Raw genomic sequence first — 17,014 nt, forward strand, 5'->3', positions numbered from 1 at the left:
ATCATATCTTATAAAGGGAGATAGATCCTTACCAAGATAGCTCATCTTATAGCTATTTATTCATTGAAGACGCATGTCCTCAATGAGTAAATAGCATTTTTATTTGAGTACATTGCGCCTGATCGCTTACCGCACATAGTTCGTTGATCAGGTCGGTACTGACCGGCGGCGTGTGAGGATAAGCATGCTTCTCCAGTAAATTCCTGAGAGCCCGGTTGACCTTTTTCTCACCGATCAAGTTCACCACTTCGTTCATCACCAATAAGCCCTTATCGTAATAAAGATAGATGTCTTCGGTCCTTGCTCTATATAGCGGCGGCTCTTTTGAAAAGCCCCGTTCGTTATCATATATGCTTTTGTGGACGGTGATCTTACCCTGTACGGCAGCCGGACTCAGATAGCGCTTAGCCAGCATGAGCTCAGTATACATAGCCAGTGTCTCTGTCAGGAGTTTGGAACCTTCGCGTTCATCAGGCGCTAACTGTTGGTTGCCCCACCATTGGTGCGACAACTCATGCGCGGCCAGTTCGTTGATCACATCATGACCCTCGCCGTTCCCTAAATTGGCATGGAAGAGTGACTGCTCGGTCATGAAGATGGTGGCCGGGTAGGCGGTCCCTGCAAAGCCTTCGGTAAATGACGATATCTCTGCAAAACGGATGGTCTTGTACGGGTAGGGGCCAAAATTTGACCGACAATAATCGATAGTGCGCACTGCGTTCCTGATCAGGTGAGCTACGTTCTCAGGGTGCTTACTGTCATAGTATACCGCAACCTCGACGCCTTTGTGATTCATTTTACTGACGTGGTAATTCGCTGCCGAAAGTCCGAATCTGAAGGGAATAGGCGTTCCGGATATATACCGGAAATAAGCCCTGTCTTTTGATGTCCACTGCCGCTCCAGTTCGCCAACACCAACTACTGACTGCCCCCTCGGTACTGAAACGGTCATGTCAAGATCAATGAAGTTATTGGTACCCCGTGGAGCCTCCAGTTTAGTGAGGGGCGTAGGTGTGCCAAGTCGCCTCTTCTTCCTTTCCGCCAGCAACGATATCTCTTCATCGGTTTGATAACCAAAGCGCGGAAAATAATTGCTGATGCGGAGGAATGAGCCATTGTGCACGATGGCGTTAAAAGACTCATGACCTGTAAAGCCGTTCCATTGATAGGAGAAACTGAACGATAAAGTGGCACTGTCCCCTGGTAGTAACGGACGTTCGAGGTCAATAAGCCCGGTTCTTTCGCCCAAGGTCTTTTGGTAGCGCCCTTGACGGTACATTGCCGTTGTCATTTTGATAGCATCGCTATAATTGACAAGTAATTTATTGATAGGAGTGGGGCCGGGATTCGTTAACTTATAATAACCCTGTACTTGATAAGCATCTTTGGTGGGGTAAAGGTCGATGCTGGTCTTGACACAAGTGATCACCGGCTGGTTCATATTGATCAGTGGCCGGTAAGCCCGCTCATAGCTTTCACGCTCATCAAGTTCTTGTTGAGTACCAGTTGCCGGGACGCGGATAAAGATGTACATGCCGGTGCAAATAGCTATGCTCAACAACAGGATGCAAGCATGCATCCTGGTCTTGCTCCACGACCTGAAGCTGTGACCGATCATCACCCAAGCGATCAAGACCACACTCGAGCCAAAGATCATTCGCCAAATGAAGCTATTAGAATAATCGTCCCAGCCGTTCATTTCGCTATACCTTGCTGTGTATGCTGTCATGAAGCGCATCAAAGGGTGATCCATTCCCAGCGACTTGCCCATAGAAGTAGCCAACAAGGCGATCGCTATACAGCAGACCGTTAGTCCCAGCCATTTACTGCCGATGAGGTGCTGGATGATCAGGATAAGGCCTGCACTCATTGCCAACGGAACACCGATCAACCAGTATAAAAGCGCATAAACAGGCAGCTCTATATGTGTATATCCGTATACTAGTTGGAAAACGATACCTGTAAAGATGATCATCGTGATCAGTATGACGTTCAGCACCGTGAGCGTCATCCATTTAGATAGCAATAAGATGATTTTACCAACAGGTGTACTATTCTCGATAAGGTGGAACCGGTGATCGTGACTACGCCAGTAAAGCTCCTGTGCGTAAAACAACGTGACCAAAAGTAACAGCCCGGGCAGGTTAAAAAGTATGCGGTTCACCATGAGCCCGGTGGTAGCATATTGCTCGGGCAAACGTATGCCCTGGTCAATGCTCCCGTAAAACTCCATAGACATGTAGAAGATGAGCCCCAGACCGATCAGCGTAAATGCCCTGCTTTTTAAGACGAGTTTCATATTCTGCTTCACCAGGACCGTAATCACTGCTACGGTGTACTTAATGCCCTCAGCAGTGGTGGTTAGCGTGCGATAGGACGTTACCTTCACCGGTGAACCAGCTGCTACCTTGATCTTCGAGGTGCTATCACCGTTTTGTAGCTTGAACTGGAATCTATAATAAGTTGTGAATAATAGGGCAATGCTCAACGCGAGGTATATCAGTCTATTCAATAGTAAATTGCCGGTCATATGGATGACCGACGTGTTCTTCAACTCCACCGCCCATAGGTTGGTTTGGTGATAAAAAGCCGAAAGTCCAAATGGGTCTATCTTGGCTGCCAATTCCAATGATGCAGATGACCGCGGCAGGCTCCCGGCCATTAATGGTGAGCCCGAATAAGTGAGCAGTATGAGGTAACTGATGTAAATGAACAACCCACAGATAAAGATCATGAACTTATTGCGCGTCGACCATGCCACAGCGCTTACCAGCACTGCGCACAGGAAAAGGTTAGGTAACCCGATGAGCAACAGAGGCTGAACATAGAGCCAAAGATGAAAAGCCTGATAACCTGTACGTTCAGGAACCATCAATTGCCCGGTCATATAGCCGGCGACCAATACCGTGAAACAGAGTGCGGATAAAGCTAATACTGCGCCGAACCGGCTCAGCAGATGATCGCGCTTAACGAGCGGTGTCGCGTATAAAATAATATCGAAACGTGCATCGCTCTCTTTCAACAAGATCTGCGCGGCAAATAGAGTTGTCAAAAATATACCGGTCAGGCTAAGCAGGCCGATCATCATGGCGATGCAGTACGGTGAATTGCGGTAAATGTCGTTACCGGCGTTGAACGAGAGCTTAAGATCTATGAATATGCCTCCGGCAAAAAGTAAAATCAAGACCACATATATGGCTGGCTTTTTGAAATAAGAGCCCAACTCAAATTTTAATAGATCGGTCATGGTCAGTTAGTTGAGCTTAGTAAGTGAAAGTAGACATCCTCCAAAGTGGCGGGCACTGACTCAAAGCCATTATGTGGATCGATATTGCTATAAATGCGAATGTTAAGCCGGCCCATGCTCAAGTGCGAGGAAATGACCTGGAAACGAGCTTCGTAGTCGGCTTTGTCGGCCTTATCAATGGTTCGTTGCCACACTTTGCCTGACATGGCCGACACCAGTTCAGTAGGGGCACCCTTGGCAATGATGCGTCCCTTTTTCATGACCGCCATTTCGGTACATAGGTTCCTGACGTCCTCAACCAAATGTGTGGAAAGGATGATCACTTTTTGTTCGCCTATCTCGCTGAGTAGGTTGTTAAAACGATTCCGTTCCTCAGGGTCAAGGCCTGCCGTGGGCTCGTCCACAATGATCAGCTGCGGGTCACCCAATAGGGCTTGAGCTACCCCGAACCGCTGGCGCATACCTCCCGAGAACGTATGAACACTGTTGTTGCGCTGTTCATATAGATTGGTTTGAGCCAGCAAAGCCAAAACCTGTTCTTTTCTTGAAGCAGAATAGGTTAGCCCCTTTAACACAGCGATATGCGTGAGCAGGTCATAGGCCGATACGTTGGGATAAACGCCAAAGTCTTGCGGAAGAAATCCCAGCTGCTTCTTTAACGACAAGGGGTCTGTCAAAACATCAATATCGTTAAAATGGATCACTCCCTCGTCTGGGAGTTGTAGTCCTGCGAGGGTCTTCATCAGTGATGATTTACCGGCGCCATTGGGTCCCAAAAGGCCGAACATTCCATTGCTGATCTTTAGCGACAGACCATCCAGAGCCTTGACGCCGCTGGTGTACATTTTACTGATATTGCTTATAGTTAAGGTATTCATGATGGAAAATTTTAGGCATAGGAGTGGCCCTCCCGTGTATTTAGTGGGTTTACAGATAACATGATCAAAGGTGAAAGATCAGTCGGCTACATACTCCAAGATATCGCCCGGCTGGCAATCAAGGGCCTTGCATATCGCCTCGAGCGTATCGAATCGTATTCCTTTCGCTTTACCGGTCTTGAGGATAGAAAAATTGGCTGGGGTCATGTCTAGTATCTCCGCAAGCTCTTTACTTTGCATCTTTCTTCTGGCCAGCATCACATCTACATTTACAATAATGGCCATATCAGAGTATAAGGTCGTGTTCGTTCTGTAAGTGATAGCCTTCCCTAAATATGGCAGCCATAAAGTAGCTGAACACGCCAAGCAGCATGTGGAGTATCACCAATATCGCAAGCGGCGATTCAACGTGATAAATGACTGCGATCAGGACCGCCGCAACACCAGGTAAGATAAGATTGCCCAGATAGAATACTGTAAGATGCCTGATACCATAAGCGGTGAACAGTTTTGTTTTGGTGAATACACTGAATACATTGCCCACCAATAAAAAGAAAAGAGCATAGAGTCCCAGCAGCAGCAGGAACATGAGCATGTATCCGCTGTTATACTCACCCAATAGAAAAGGCATATCAGTGGAAGGGTAACATATCTCGAATCGTCTACCGCTATCGATAATATGGAGTGACCATCCGGTGGTCAAAGCGATGAGCGATAGCAGGAACGATAAAAAGTATCCAGCTGCCAGCACCTTGCTGACCATGGATAAAATACTTGCAATTAAGCGAACGGGTTTCATAGTGTTCTATATTACTGCAATAATACAATTAATTATTGTAAAACAATAATTAATCAAATTTTAATGCGGTCGTACAGAACAGTGATCGTCTCGTCTACGGCAACAACATCGATAATTTCTTATTCAATTCTTCACCCCGTAAGTTTTTGGCAACAATGATCCCGTTTTGATCGATCAGAAAGTTATTGGGGATCGCTGAGATCCCGTATATCAAGGCAGCTTTATTTTTATCACCATTCAGGTCGCACACGTTCTCCCAAACAAGCTCGTCTTTTTTTACAGCTTGTAGCCACTGGTTCTTGTTGTCATCCAATGATACTCCAAGTACAGCAAAACCTTTGCCTTTAAAGCGGGAATAGGTCAACGCCAGCTTTGGATTTTCCGCTCTGCAAGGCCCACACCAGGATGCCCAAAAATCTAAAAGAATGTATTTGCCTTTGATCTGAGACAACCTGACGTATTTTCCTGAAACGTTCATTTGCTCAAAATCAGCATAGTGGTCGCCCACCTTAATATCTTTGTTCAAAGCAAGATAATCGGTGATCTGCTTACCATACAAAGTAGTTTTCATTTCCGAACTTAGCTGCTGGAAAAGTGACCGAGTAGTATCCTTTCCCCAACTGGACGCGTAAACATTCAGAACATTAACTGAAACCAACGAGTTGGGATTTTTTTTGATCCACTGTTTTTCCACTGCTTGTTCGTTATGATAAGCGGCTCGCATGCGTTTTATTAAGCTCTTACGTTCAGTGCTGTCTTTCGTATTATCTAAGATCTTTTGTAAACTGTCTGCCAAAATGCGGTAAGGTTTACGCATTTCATCCAGTCGTTTGTCCTCATCTTGTGTGGCCGAGCCAGTGATCGAACCTTTTTTAAATTCGCCAGCTTTAACATTGATGCTGATAGTCGCATTCTCGAGCCAGAAGTGAACATAGTTAGTGTATCTTGCAGTATGCAGATATACCGGCACTGCTTTTTGGTCAATGCGCCCCGTCATGCTAAATTTCCCTTTCATAACGCGGCAGGAATCGATGTCTTTATCCGGCTTTGCTGTTCGTAAATAAAGCCAGGTACTGTCAGGTAAGCCTGTTACCGTGCCGTTTATCCGGTAACCCGGGGTATTTGAGATAAAAGCGAAAGCAGACAATACGCATGCTGCTGATAATAAGGTAAGAAATTTCATGATATGGCTGAATTATTTACTCAAACATACACTTGAAAAGGTTGCGATAATTTGAAATTAGACCAGCCACCTGGTATTTTCGACTGGGCGATCAATATACACTTTGGTCGAAAAAAGATAGGGCTTTGTCGAAAAAGACGCGGTGGGCGAATGCCGCTTGAGCGATAATCTCTATTTTGCATTATGAAGACGGTTCACTTTAAGATAGACAGGAAATACTTCTGGCTGGAATTCGGCTTCATCGTGTTCATATCCTTTGCTATCTCGCTCATCAGCGACCTGGAATACAGTGCTTATGAAGAACATGATATAACCAAATTCAGCAAAGAATATGGTTACCGGTTAGTGACCGGCTCGGCAGCCCTGATCTGTTACAGCATTTATTATTGGGGATTTTTAAAAGTATATGTCTTCAGGCGCAGTCTCATTGGCGTGATCATGACCAGTTTTGCATTTATCATACTTGATCGCCTGATTGAAAAATATATCGTTAACTGGTTAGTGATACATAGCGAATTTGTAACGCCTGAAACCCGTGAACGCGCAATGAGATACATGCATGCGAGGTTTGTGGTCACGTTCAATTATCCGTTGATCTCCACCATTTTTCCATTCACAGGTCTCGCTTTTGTAGTAAGGTCTTTTACGCAAGATCAGGATATGAAAGCCCTTAAAGAACAACAGCTGATCACGGAACTTAATTACTTGAAAGCTCAGCTTCATCCACATTTCTTTTTCAATACCATCAACAACATCTACGCGCTGGCCCTTAAGGGATCCGCACGTACTGCACCCATGATTGCACGGCTTGGCGACATGATGCGCTATATCCTCTACAAGACCCAACATCCAACAGTTCCTTTAACCCTGGAGCTTGCTTTTTTATCCGATTATATCGAGGTCGAAAAGTTGCGACACACGATGAATACCAAGATACAATATGATCTACAAGGCATCAGAACGAATTATGATATAGAACCGCTGCTGTTACTACCCTTCATCGAGAACGCTTTCAAGCACGGTTTGGAAGAGGAGACCGGGGACGGGTCGGTTCAGATCGTGATCTGTCAAACTGATGAAGACCTTACCTTACTGGTGAAGAATACTGTGCCACAAGACACAAGGGCAAAAGCCGGACCTGGTATCGGAATTCAGAACGTTCGTAAAAGATTGGATATATTATACCCTAACAGGTATCAGCTTAACATCAATGAGACGCCCGGTTTCCACGAAGTGACACTAATACTGACCGATCCATGATAAGATGTATCGTGGTTGATGACGAGCCCTTGGCCCTTGAGGTGCTTGAATTATTTATTGCCCGTACAACACAGCTTCAATTGGTGGCCAAATGTGGTAATGCGATCGATGCTTTCAAGGTTTTGCACGATCAGCACATCGACCTGATGTTCATTGATATCAAAATGCCTGGGATAAGCGGTCTGGACTTTGTAAGTGCTTTGAAAGAACCACCTTCAGTCATTTTTACCACGGCCTTCGCTGAACATGCTATTAAAGGCTTTGAATTGGAGGCTGTCGACTACTTGCTCAAACCCATAACTTTTGAACGATTTGAGAAAAGTATCCATAAACTGCTGAAAACGCGGCCTGTGGAGCAGGTGAATGCAAATGACCACACCTATTTCAAAGTGTCAGGCAGGCTGATCAAGATCTTTCATGCAGATCTGCTGTATGCGCGGTCAGTGAAAGACTACATTTTGCTTCATACTAAAAGCGGCAACCACTTGGTGCACATGACCATGAAGTACCTGGCCGAACTGCTGCCTTCACCCATCTTTCTGCGCATACATCGCTCATATCTGGTCAATCGGTCGGCTATAGATCAATTCGATAAACATAACGTATGCGTAGGTAAAGAGATCATTCCGGTGGGCGAGAACTTTCGTGGAAACCTGGACAAGATCACCTGATCGCTGGAAATATGTTGTAAATCGGAGGTCCTGACAATATAGTGGGGGAGAGACCGCGTTTATAGAAATAAAAAAAACCTCTAGATATTTACTCTAGAGGTTTTTGATACTCGTTTGGTATCGCTGGTGTCGGGATGGCAGGACGATAACCTATACTTGTAAATCCTTTACTGTCAACGTATTAATTGAAACAAATCAAAGCAGGTGTTCACTTAGGTAACTACCTGTTTTCATGATTAAAGATACAAATTAAGTTCTTATCAAGCAAAAGCGTTGGCTTGTTTTTAAGCCTTCTTTACAATTATTATTGCGAAACCTTTAAGTGAATTATTGTTGGAATATCTTACTTGATACTTAGTTAAAATATAAAGTGAGTTCATAATAAAATTAGGGAGGGGAACGTAACTTCATTGTTTCTAGCCTATTACGCAATAACATGTCAGTATTTGAGCTGCCTGACAGTGACGATGATCTACCATTTTGAGACGGCGCCTCCCTTAAATTAATGGTCTTGACTAAAGTATTTTTCAAGATCAGCGGTTGACTCGCTTGTTTTTAAAGTTGGTCGTGTCCGGGCGGTTTGCCGCGTGTATTTCGTGCGTTTAGTTTTCTTTGTCCATTTGGTCCGTTCAGTATAGCGAATCCGTGGATACATGTCTTGGGTGTAGCCAATACGATAGCCGTCGAGATCATATAAGATGCCATTCAGAAACCACCCTAGATGTTTGCCCCGCCAACAATATATTTTCTCGTCGACTAAGTAACAAACTGCATAGCCTTCCCAAGTGTATATAGTTTCGCTATCATCTGCGATATACATATTGGCTCTTCCGTCCGTGCCGTAAATTGAAGTTTCCATTTCTAAATTAGGTTTCTTTAGGGTAACCAAAAGTTTTTTTAATTATTTTAAAAATATAAGTGCTTAATCCTTTTTTTAGGGCCCATAATATGCTAACCCCGAAGCCAGAAATGCTGAGTATGAAGAAAAGTATTTTAGAAAACAAGGGATACACATCTGATTTATTGTACAGCAACCAAAGCAGATAAAATGAGCCTAACGTCATCACTGAGATTAGTATCCTAGATGCGACCCTGGCAATACTTTCTGCACGTTTTTTGAAAACTGGCACAAACTGATTCATCAATTGCAGATCGTGCGGGCTAAGCATGGCTTTTTTAGCAAAAGCGATTTCAATGGCTTTTAGGGAAACCACATTAAGAAAGTTATCGTCGGCAAAAGGAAAGGGAGCTTCCCAAAGCTCTACATACATTTCGTTCATCCGGGCCTCATTAGGCTTTTCATCTTTCGCAATATATTGATACACCAATGAAATTTGATGGAAATCACCTTTACTGCCATAATTACTATTTAAAATATTTCTGAAAGTATCTTTGATCCGCTTGTCGGTGAGGCTTGCGTTAGAATAGGTCAGGTCGATCACTTCTTTGATCCAGTCTGACGGCATGTCGAACTTATGTACTGCACATACAATAGCAAATATGATGAAGTTGTCATATATCCAATGATTCTCTCTGGTTATCTTTCGCTTCGAAAACTGTTTTAAGATAAGTTCCGCATCATTTTTGTTGCCCGTTTTCACGCATATAATCAAGTTAATCGCTACCTTATTCGCATCATGCGTTTCCAAGGAATGAATGCCCGTTTGAGCATGGAGGATTTCCCTCAACAGGGCCGCCATATCGGATTGCTTTAGCTGCTGTAAGTATGCCGATTGTTCTTCTATATAAACCATTTTCTGTTTCTTAAAGACTTTATAAAAGATGGATCCCAGCCGTCAACGGCTTTAAGTTTGTTCAGCTGTTCAGTTATCAGTGAGGCATAAAATAAGGTCACCGGCAATTGCGATGGTTTAAAAGTCCTGTAAGAAATGTTGGTCAAGCGATAAACCTGTTGAACAATATAAGTAGCATCTGTGAAAGTTGATCGGCGGTGTATCCTAATCAGTAAAGGGCCGGTAAATCCTTGCCGATCTGTCTTCACATCTTCCGGGCCTTTAAGCTGTAAAAGGCAAATGCCCGGCTCGAGCATTAGATTAGTCCCCCTGACCGGGGTAAGTTTTCCCTTCACATGGTTGTTGTAACGTGATGTAATACCTCGCTGGTCAAGGTCGAAAATCATATACGGATGATGTTCGCCGAACGATACAAAAGCAAACTTAATGTCGTATTGAGGATACTGAGCAATCAATTCGCCGACAACATCCACTTCGAGATCTTTCATCGGTTTAAATACATGGAAGATAATGCGGACAATTTCTCCATGATTCCAAGCCTGTTCATTAGAGATCGTATCTATAGAACCTTTTAAGCTCGAAAGTAACTCTTTGAAATAATCCTGATAGGCTACTTCTTTAGATCTATTGCTAAAGATATATTTTCCGTCGGCATTGAAAAAGGTTGTTATACCAACTACTTTGTGCTGCTGTGCCCCCGCGTAAATGTTATCACGAATGAGCGTACTGCCGATTCCAATAATGAGTTCATGCGCAATATTGGGACTTGATGGAAGTATCCAAGGTGTACCGCCGAGCTTAGCATATATTTGTAATGCACAGGAGTCTAATATGAATTTTGGGTTCCTTGCGTTCGCTTCTTTAATGAACTGTACCGTGATCCCGTGACGAAGGAGATAGGATTTGGAGAGCCAGTAGATATCCTCCGTTGGACTATTTCTTTTAAATTCCTCCTTCGTTTCAACAACAGCGATATCGAAGTCCTTATTTGATGATTCAACTGCTTGTTGTATAGCGGCCATAAAGCTGATTTTATTAAATGATTCTACCTCTACAAAATGGAAATCAATAGCGTGCAACCTGTATAATTTCAATATACCTTGGGTAAAGGTAGGTGCTTCGTTGAACCCGTCTTTAAGTCGCCCGAGGAATTGGGTGAATGCACCACTAGAATTTTTGTGACAGACGACCAAAACCTTCGGGTGGCTGACCTCAAAGAACTTTCCGTAATCATAAGGTCCAAATTGAGCTAGGCCCTTGATCGGTGAAGGGTCGGTTTTAGTTGAAGAAACATCAAACAGATATTTTGGACTCTCTAACCTTAATGCTGGAAAAGCTACGGAGCTATTTTGGCTGATGTTAAAGGTAAAACCATCGCCGTTTTTATATTCTAACCCGGAGATAATCCTAGATAATTGGCCTATTTCCTTACTTAAGATATTCGGATCGTACCGGGAAAACTCTTTTTGCTTAACGGCGGCAAGGATACTTTCCGCTCTGGAAGCACCTAAAATGAACTCCAGGTAAAGTTTGATATTGTCATGTGTTTTGTTCAGAAATAGTTCTTTTAAGTTGATGTCTTGGTTGCCCTCGTTGGTCTCAATAATGGCCCTCGAATCATTAATTGATAGTACACGTCCGAGGGCTTGAAATCGTGGAGCGACTACTTCCTGGCTGTTCTCATATTTGACCAGTTTCGCGACTTCAAGCGTGGTAATATCAAACCCCTGCTCCTGTAATTTTTGGCAATTTTGACGCAGTGCCCATTTATAAGAACTGCTAATAATCAGAAGAAATTTCTTCTTTCCGTCTATTTCAGATCGTTTGAAATCAATTTCATTTAACTTTTTGTATGAAACAGCTGCTTTTAAGCCATCAGGCAACTCCTTAATAATTAGGTTATGTTCTTCTTTAGAAGATGGAAATGTGAAGGGATTGAAAGTTGGTTTGATTTGCGGAAACTGATTTTTAAATGCACGAAAAAATATATGCCTAATCAGAGAACTGACAATCAATGGTTCCTCGTCAACGCTGAAGGTGGTTAATTCGCCTAATAATGGTAAATTGTCTTCGCCTGGCGAAATATAGATATGCTCCCCTTTTCTAAAAAAAGAATAGTTCTGGTTGAGTGTTTTACGAAGCTCATCAAGTTTTCCGTCTGTCCAAGGTATTCTTTGGATATTGAATTTATCAAAGGGGAGGTTAATTGAAAAAATATTACTGGAAAGGTTCATCAAGTTGCTCTTATATTAGGTGAATAGGCTCCAATATAGCTTTCACTGTGTGACAGTTGGATAATGGAAGCAATAAATTGCAATTTACTAAGCGCTGGCCCTCCTTGATATAGTTGTTGAAAAATAGCACAAATTAACAATCAAATCGATAGGTCTTAGCTGTTAGTACAAAGAAGGGTGTTGATCTAAGAAGCAATTCGATTAGGGGCTCGAATTGTCTTTTCAATCGATAGAAGAAAAAGTAGGATGAGAAAAATTAAGACTTGCTTAATATAAAGATCAGCCTCGATAATTTAGGGACATGACTTCGGTCGGTAATGCCTAAATCGGCAGCTTTTACTCATTGACGCAATAATAAGTTTTCGGCGTAGATATATATTACAGTACATTAGCTATATGAACCTATTACAATCGCTGCGCGTAGATCATCACTCGGTAATGCCCTCAAATTACGATGAAGATCTGGACAGAGCTATTCGTTGGTTTTTATCTTTTATTTCCAAATCTGATTGGGAGAAAAGAAAAGCACTAATAGAAAATCACATAGAGCAGGTTTTAGCTACAGCTATTGGATTACAAAATTCTGATGCAGACTCTATTCCCATCCATTTTCATCAGGATAAGATTGTTTGGTATTTGTATTTAATGGAGAAAAGCTTATATGACGCCTCATCTTATGAGCCAGTAGCAGGTGCAAGGGTACTGCCTGTCTTTCAACGAATTGGACGAAACCTTGAACAAATGCAACAAGTTGGTGGGGTTCATAAAAGAGTAAGGAAGCTAATGAATAACACGCCAAATGAAGCAGATGCGGTAATCTTTGAATTACTCGTGAGCTTACTTTGGGTTCGAAATGGCTGGAAGGTTGAGTTTATAGAAGATAAAAAAGCTAAACAACCAGACTTCAAAGCAGAAAAAGGGAAAAGAGAATGGTATGTTGAATGCAAAAGATTAGAGAAAACTTCTGACTATAGTGTGAGGGAAAAGGCAAAGTGGCTGAAAATGCTTTCTTTGTTATCGCCACTGCTCCTTAAATTAAATCTAATTCTTGACCTAGTTTTTCATGTGGAGATTCTATCGCTTCAAGATGATTTTATGGAAAGAGAGCTCTCGGAAAAACTTCCGCTAATGGTGACGCCCGGTATTATTATTTCCAATGAAATTTGGGACGTCAGCGCGTCGTTTGTCGATTATAGCGCGATTAATCTGCATCTCCGCGATTTTTCTGTTCGGTCCCCATCACCACAACTTTACCAATTAATCGGCGGGAAATTGGATAACAACCGCGGCTTCACATCAGGATATGTAGCCGATCTTTTTAGGCTTGGACCAGGCAGAGGTAACAATATTTTTGCTGATGGATTGTCGAAAGCTTATGGTGCACGATGGTCTTGCGATGCGCCAGAAGCAATCGACAAAAAAGCTCGTGATATCAAAAAACAACTTTCTAAAGCATTGGAGCAATTGCCTCAAGGCCCGAGATCAGTTGTACACATAGGCATTGAAACTTATGAAGGCGCTGATGTGGAGCGGCATCGCTTGGATAAAATCACTGCGACAGTCGAGGATATTGGATTAATAGATAAAAATTTGCAATGGGTCTACTGTCATTTCTTTCAGGCTTACGCTCCGCCTGATCAATTTTGGGTCTTTGATGAATCACTTTCCCGCTATCGAAATATTTTATCTCCATTGAACGAACCCTTGAAACATACCTCCCTCGTTGTCCCTTGGGAAAAAACGGAAGAAAATAATTTACACTGGTTTAAACCTCAACCCTGATCCTCACTGATTTAAACACAATTTATGGCAAATCATTTATCGGTCGTTCCAATTTATCAAAACTAAAACTTCTTATCTCCGACTCGGATAAACTCGGAGTAATTTCCAATTCTCCTAACTCATTTTTGTATAAAACATCCTACCTCGTACATGAGGTGTGATATTTATTTATATCAGCTTAGCACCTTTGTACTTAAACAACGCAGGGTGAATAAGCACCCAAGGTGTGTGCAGGTTGTCAGCTATTTTTATGGAAGGGTACAACTTTGTTGCAAGGGTACAACTTTAAAGTTGTACTTGTGGGACATCGGACAGGAAATTAGGTTTTAGTTTTATATCAGTTAATGAATAATTATGGCAGCAGAAATCATCACGAAGGAGGACTTGCAGGAGTTTGGAGAACGACTGCTTAGTCAAATGAAAGCAATGATCAGCGGCGGTTCAAGTGAAGAACCGAGGAAGTTTTTAAAGAGTTACCAGGTCAAGAACCTGCTCAAGATCTCAAGCAATACTTTACAAACGCTCAGGGATAACGGCACCATTCCGTTCACCAAGATCGGCGGTATCCTGTATTACAATTACGAGGATATTATGAAGGTTTTAAAGGGTGATGTGAAGAGCAAGCGGATCAGTTTCAGTAAATAGATATGTGTTCAGCGTTTAGGAGCAAGCCATGTTTTCGCTACGCTTAAACGGCTTGCTCCTTCGGAGATAAGCGAGATTTTGCACTTCGTTTAAAATCTAAGATCATGGGAAGGCCAGCTTTACAGGAAGAGGATAAAAGGACCATTCAGGTCAATATCCGGCTTACGAAAGAAGAGAACGAGATGGTTTGTAATTACGCCCATGCATCGGCCATGACACCAGCCAACTGGATCAGGCAGAAAGCCTTTATCGGCAGGTTTCCTGCCATCAAGCTGTCACCTGTAAATGCAGCGCTTTACCGGGAACTGCATAAGATCGGCGTTAATCTCAATCAGGCGGTGAAGCAACTCAATGCTGATAAACTATCACCAGCTTTCATAACCATACTGAGCGCTTTGATCAAAACGCAGAAAGACATACTCAACTGCTTAATGAAATGACAGCGGATCAGGTAAAGGGAAAAGGATTCAGAGGCGCGTTGCGCTACAACCTGCAAAAGGTGGAACATGGCAAGGCCAAAGTCCTGGATATGACCTTTACATCGGGCAAAGAGGATTCTATCATACGTGAGGTGGCTTTGGTCAGAATGCTGAGACCAAACCTCCAAAAGTACTTCTATCATACCTCCCTCAACTTTCCGCCAAACGAGAACCTGGGAGATGAACAAATGAACATGATTGCAAATGAATATTTGAACAACATGGGATTTGATCAGCACCAGTATGCCATCTTCCGGCACTTCGATGCCGATCATCCGCACCTGCATATTTTAGTTAACCGTATAGGCTACGACGGCAAAGTCGTTTCCGATAGCAAGGACTACCAGCGCAGCGAGCAGGTATTGAGGAAGCTGGAAAAGCAGCATGGCTTGACCGAAGTCATCTCCAGTAGGCAGACTCAGGAAAGGGCGATGACGAAGAATGAACTGGAAATGATGAAGCGAACGAATGTGCCGTCCTCCAAAATGCAGTTACAGGAGATCATTAAAGACGTGCTCAGCAAAAAACCAACTGCAGCACAATTCATTCAAGCGCTGGAAGCAAAGGGCATCAACGTATTATTTAACCAGGCCAGTACCGGATTTGTGAGCGGCATATCCTACGGTTATGCAGGCATGCAGTTCAAAGGCGCTCATTTAGGTAATGCTTATAAATGGCAGGCTATTAAAAATGCTATCAGTTATGAACAAGAAAGAGATCGCACAGCAATTCACCAGGCAAATGTTAGGACAAGAGAGCTCCAGCAATCAGCAAGAGCCAGTGAATCCGCCACAAGAGGAACAGCAACCGGAACTGACGGAGATACAAAGATTACTGCCGGAAATAGAAAAGCTATACAGCAAGGCGCTGGAAAACTACAGGATCAGATCAGAGCAAAAGATAGCAGATACCAGCAGGCGGATGGAGCTGATGGACAGCACAGCAACAAATCTGGCGTTCCAAATCAAAAGTATCGTATACAGCGCGGAGCAAATTCACAAAGCCAACAACAAGGTGGGCAGCAGGTGGGTTATCAGGCTTTACTTGGTAGCGATCCTATCCGGGGTTTGCTCAGCACTGATCACCCTGCTGGTGATATGGATCAAAGTGCATTGAATCAGTTCAAGCGAAAGCGTAAGAAGCGAAAAGGGCAAAGATTGGCATAACATATCTGCACTTACCCTTTGTTGATGATTGTTGCAAAAATATCAGTAACTAGAAATGCCAATAAATAAAGAGAGCCACGCTAATTAGGCTGTGGCTCCCAGACTTTTTTCAGAGGTAGTTCCAAACCCGGAATGATCTCTTTTTTGTAATTTATCTCGGTCGTAACTTTTAACGGTTACTTAAATAGGGACTTCAATTTCTTGAGTAATCCTACAAATCCGGTTGCTACCGCTATCCAAGCGCTAACCTTTTCAGGGGTTAACGAAAGCAGGGCAGCTTTCATCATCAATAAAAAAATCATTAAAATCGCTGACTTTCAATCAGCGTTACAAAGATAGGCTATGCCACAGGACGCATCAAATGTTTGTATAATTTTTTGCCGGTGAATTAGATTTCTACATTTATGGAAATGAACATTTCTATAAATGTAGAAACTTAGAAATGCGTATGAGTTTCTAATGCTTGAACCGTGCTGGTCTGGGCTATAAAAGACAAGAGCCCTATAAAGGGCTTATTATTATTTTGAATTCTTTAGAATCTCAACCTTTTCACGCTCACTAGCTAACAATTGCTCATAAAGCTTTTTGTTATGTTCAAACACTTCTACTAATTTGTCAATTGGATTGAAATTAAAAGTCCCGTTCGAACTCCAGGCACCTGCGCCACTGTTATCATTAAAAGTATTGAAGTAGTTAAATATGGACTCTTCAGTAAAGCTTTTAATTGCCTCACTCGTAATGCCTAAAGCAGATGCAATTTTATTAAGCGCTACGTCTTCAACATCAGCACTTTGTTCAATCTTAGAAACAGCTTGTTGGCTGATACCTAGTTCAGCAGCTAAAGCTTCTTGTTTCATTCCGCGAAGCTCTCGAATCCGACTAATTTTTCTTCCGATGTGTAAAGTCTCTGCCATGG

The 17,014-nt window shown here is 42.9% G+C and carries 15 protein-coding genes; 6 read left to right on the forward strand and 9 right to left on the reverse strand.

Annotation, left to right across the window (positions count from 1 at the left end):
• Positions 1 to 79 precede the first annotated feature (79 nt).
• From LLH06_RS08535 to LLH06_RS08555, 5 genes are all read right to left on the reverse strand, one after another.
• A complete protein-coding gene (locus tag LLH06_RS08535; protein ID WP_228172890.1) occupies positions 80 to 3,247 on the reverse strand; it encodes a M1 family aminopeptidase in 3,168 nt (1,055 codons plus the stop codon).
• Positions 3,248 to 3,249: 2 nt separating this feature from the next.
• Positions 3,250 to 4,125, reverse strand: a complete 876-nt coding sequence (locus tag LLH06_RS08540) for an ABC transporter ATP-binding protein (RefSeq protein ID WP_228172891.1) — start codon at positions 4,123 to 4,125, stop codon at positions 3,250 to 3,252.
• A 78-nt stretch (positions 4,126 to 4,203) separates the two neighbouring features.
• A complete protein-coding gene (locus tag LLH06_RS08545; RefSeq protein WP_228172893.1) occupies positions 4,204 to 4,410 on the reverse strand; it encodes a helix-turn-helix domain-containing protein in 207 nt (68 codons plus the stop codon).
• A gap of 1 nt (position 4,411) precedes the next feature.
• The gene (locus LLH06_RS08550) at positions 4,412 to 4,888 is read right to left on the reverse strand and encodes a hypothetical protein (protein WP_228172895.1); all 477 of its coding nucleotides are present in this window, start codon (positions 4,886 to 4,888) and stop codon (positions 4,412 to 4,414) included.
• Between the two features lie 130 nt (positions 4,889 to 5,018).
• Entirely contained in the window at positions 5,019 to 6,107 is a 1,089-nt protein-coding gene (locus LLH06_RS08555) for a TlpA disulfide reductase family protein (protein ID WP_228172896.1), read from the reverse strand.
• A gap of 183 nt (positions 6,108 to 6,290) precedes the next feature.
• Between LLH06_RS08555 and LLH06_RS08560 the strand changes: the two genes are divergently transcribed.
• Together LLH06_RS08560 and LLH06_RS08565 are read left to right on the forward strand one after the other, a co-directional pair.
• Complete coding sequence (locus tag LLH06_RS08560; RefSeq protein ID WP_228172897.1) at positions 6,291 to 7,367, forward strand: sensor histidine kinase; 1,077 nt, start codon at positions 6,291 to 6,293, stop codon at positions 7,365 to 7,367.
• Positions 7,364 to 8,038: a LytR/AlgR family response regulator transcription factor gene (locus tag LLH06_RS08565; RefSeq protein ID WP_228172898.1), complete on the forward strand. Its 675-nt coding sequence runs from the start codon at positions 7,364 to 7,366 to the stop codon at positions 8,036 to 8,038. Before LLH06_RS08560 ends, LLH06_RS08565 begins: the two co-directional genes overlap by 4 nt.
• 502 nt (positions 8,039 to 8,540) lie before the next feature.
• On the opposite strand, the gene LLH06_RS20770 is transcribed toward LLH06_RS08565, so the two are convergent.
• The 3 genes from LLH06_RS20770 to LLH06_RS08575 are packed head-to-tail and all read right to left on the reverse strand — an operon-like array spanning position 8,541 to position 12,026.
• Positions 8,541 to 8,897, reverse strand: coding sequence for a 4-fold beta flower protein (locus LLH06_RS20770; protein WP_394800317.1), 357 nt, complete (start codon positions 8,895 to 8,897; stop codon positions 8,541 to 8,543).
• A 7-nt stretch (positions 8,898 to 8,904) separates the two neighbouring features.
• Positions 8,905 to 9,792, reverse strand: a complete 888-nt coding sequence (locus tag LLH06_RS08570; RefSeq protein ID WP_228172899.1) for a hypothetical protein — start codon at positions 9,790 to 9,792, stop codon at positions 8,905 to 8,907.
• Positions 9,780 to 12,026: a Piwi domain-containing protein gene (locus LLH06_RS08575; protein WP_228173279.1), complete on the reverse strand. Its 2,247-nt coding sequence runs from the start codon at positions 12,024 to 12,026 to the stop codon at positions 9,780 to 9,782. The genes LLH06_RS08570 and LLH06_RS08575 overlap by 13 nt, the downstream gene beginning before the upstream one ends.
• A gap of 396 nt (positions 12,027 to 12,422) precedes the next feature.
• Between LLH06_RS08575 and LLH06_RS08580 the strand changes: the two genes are divergently transcribed.
• The 4 genes from LLH06_RS08580 to LLH06_RS08595 all read left to right on the forward strand — a co-directional run bounded on the left by LLH06_RS08580 (position 12,423) and on the right by LLH06_RS08595 (position 16,098).
• Complete coding sequence (locus LLH06_RS08580; RefSeq protein ID WP_228172900.1) at positions 12,423 to 13,808, forward strand: hypothetical protein; 1,386 nt, start codon at positions 12,423 to 12,425, stop codon at positions 13,806 to 13,808.
• Between the two features lie 354 nt (positions 13,809 to 14,162).
• The gene (locus LLH06_RS08585) at positions 14,163 to 14,453 is read left to right on the forward strand and encodes a helix-turn-helix domain-containing protein (protein ID WP_228172901.1); all 291 of its coding nucleotides are present in this window, start codon (positions 14,163 to 14,165) and stop codon (positions 14,451 to 14,453) included.
• A 104-nt stretch (positions 14,454 to 14,557) separates the two neighbouring features.
• The gene (locus tag LLH06_RS08590) at positions 14,558 to 14,893 is read left to right on the forward strand and encodes a plasmid mobilization protein (RefSeq protein WP_228172905.1); all 336 of its coding nucleotides are present in this window, start codon (positions 14,558 to 14,560) and stop codon (positions 14,891 to 14,893) included.
• Positions 14,890 to 16,098, forward strand: a complete 1,209-nt coding sequence (locus LLH06_RS08595; protein ID WP_228172907.1) for a relaxase/mobilization nuclease domain-containing protein — start codon at positions 14,890 to 14,892, stop codon at positions 16,096 to 16,098. The genes LLH06_RS08590 and LLH06_RS08595 overlap by 4 nt, the downstream gene beginning before the upstream one ends.
• 518 nt (positions 16,099 to 16,616) lie before the next feature.
• Here the strand turns inward: LLH06_RS08595 and LLH06_RS08600 are convergent.
• Complete coding sequence (locus LLH06_RS08600) at positions 16,617 to 17,012, reverse strand: helix-turn-helix domain-containing protein (RefSeq protein ID WP_228172908.1); 396 nt, start codon at positions 17,010 to 17,012, stop codon at positions 16,617 to 16,619.
• Between the last annotated feature and the right edge of the window lie 2 nt (positions 17,013 to 17,014).

Source organism: Mucilaginibacter daejeonensis (genome assembly GCF_020783335.1).
GTDB lineage: Bacteria > Bacteroidota > Bacteroidia > Sphingobacteriales > Sphingobacteriaceae > Mucilaginibacter > Mucilaginibacter daejeonensis.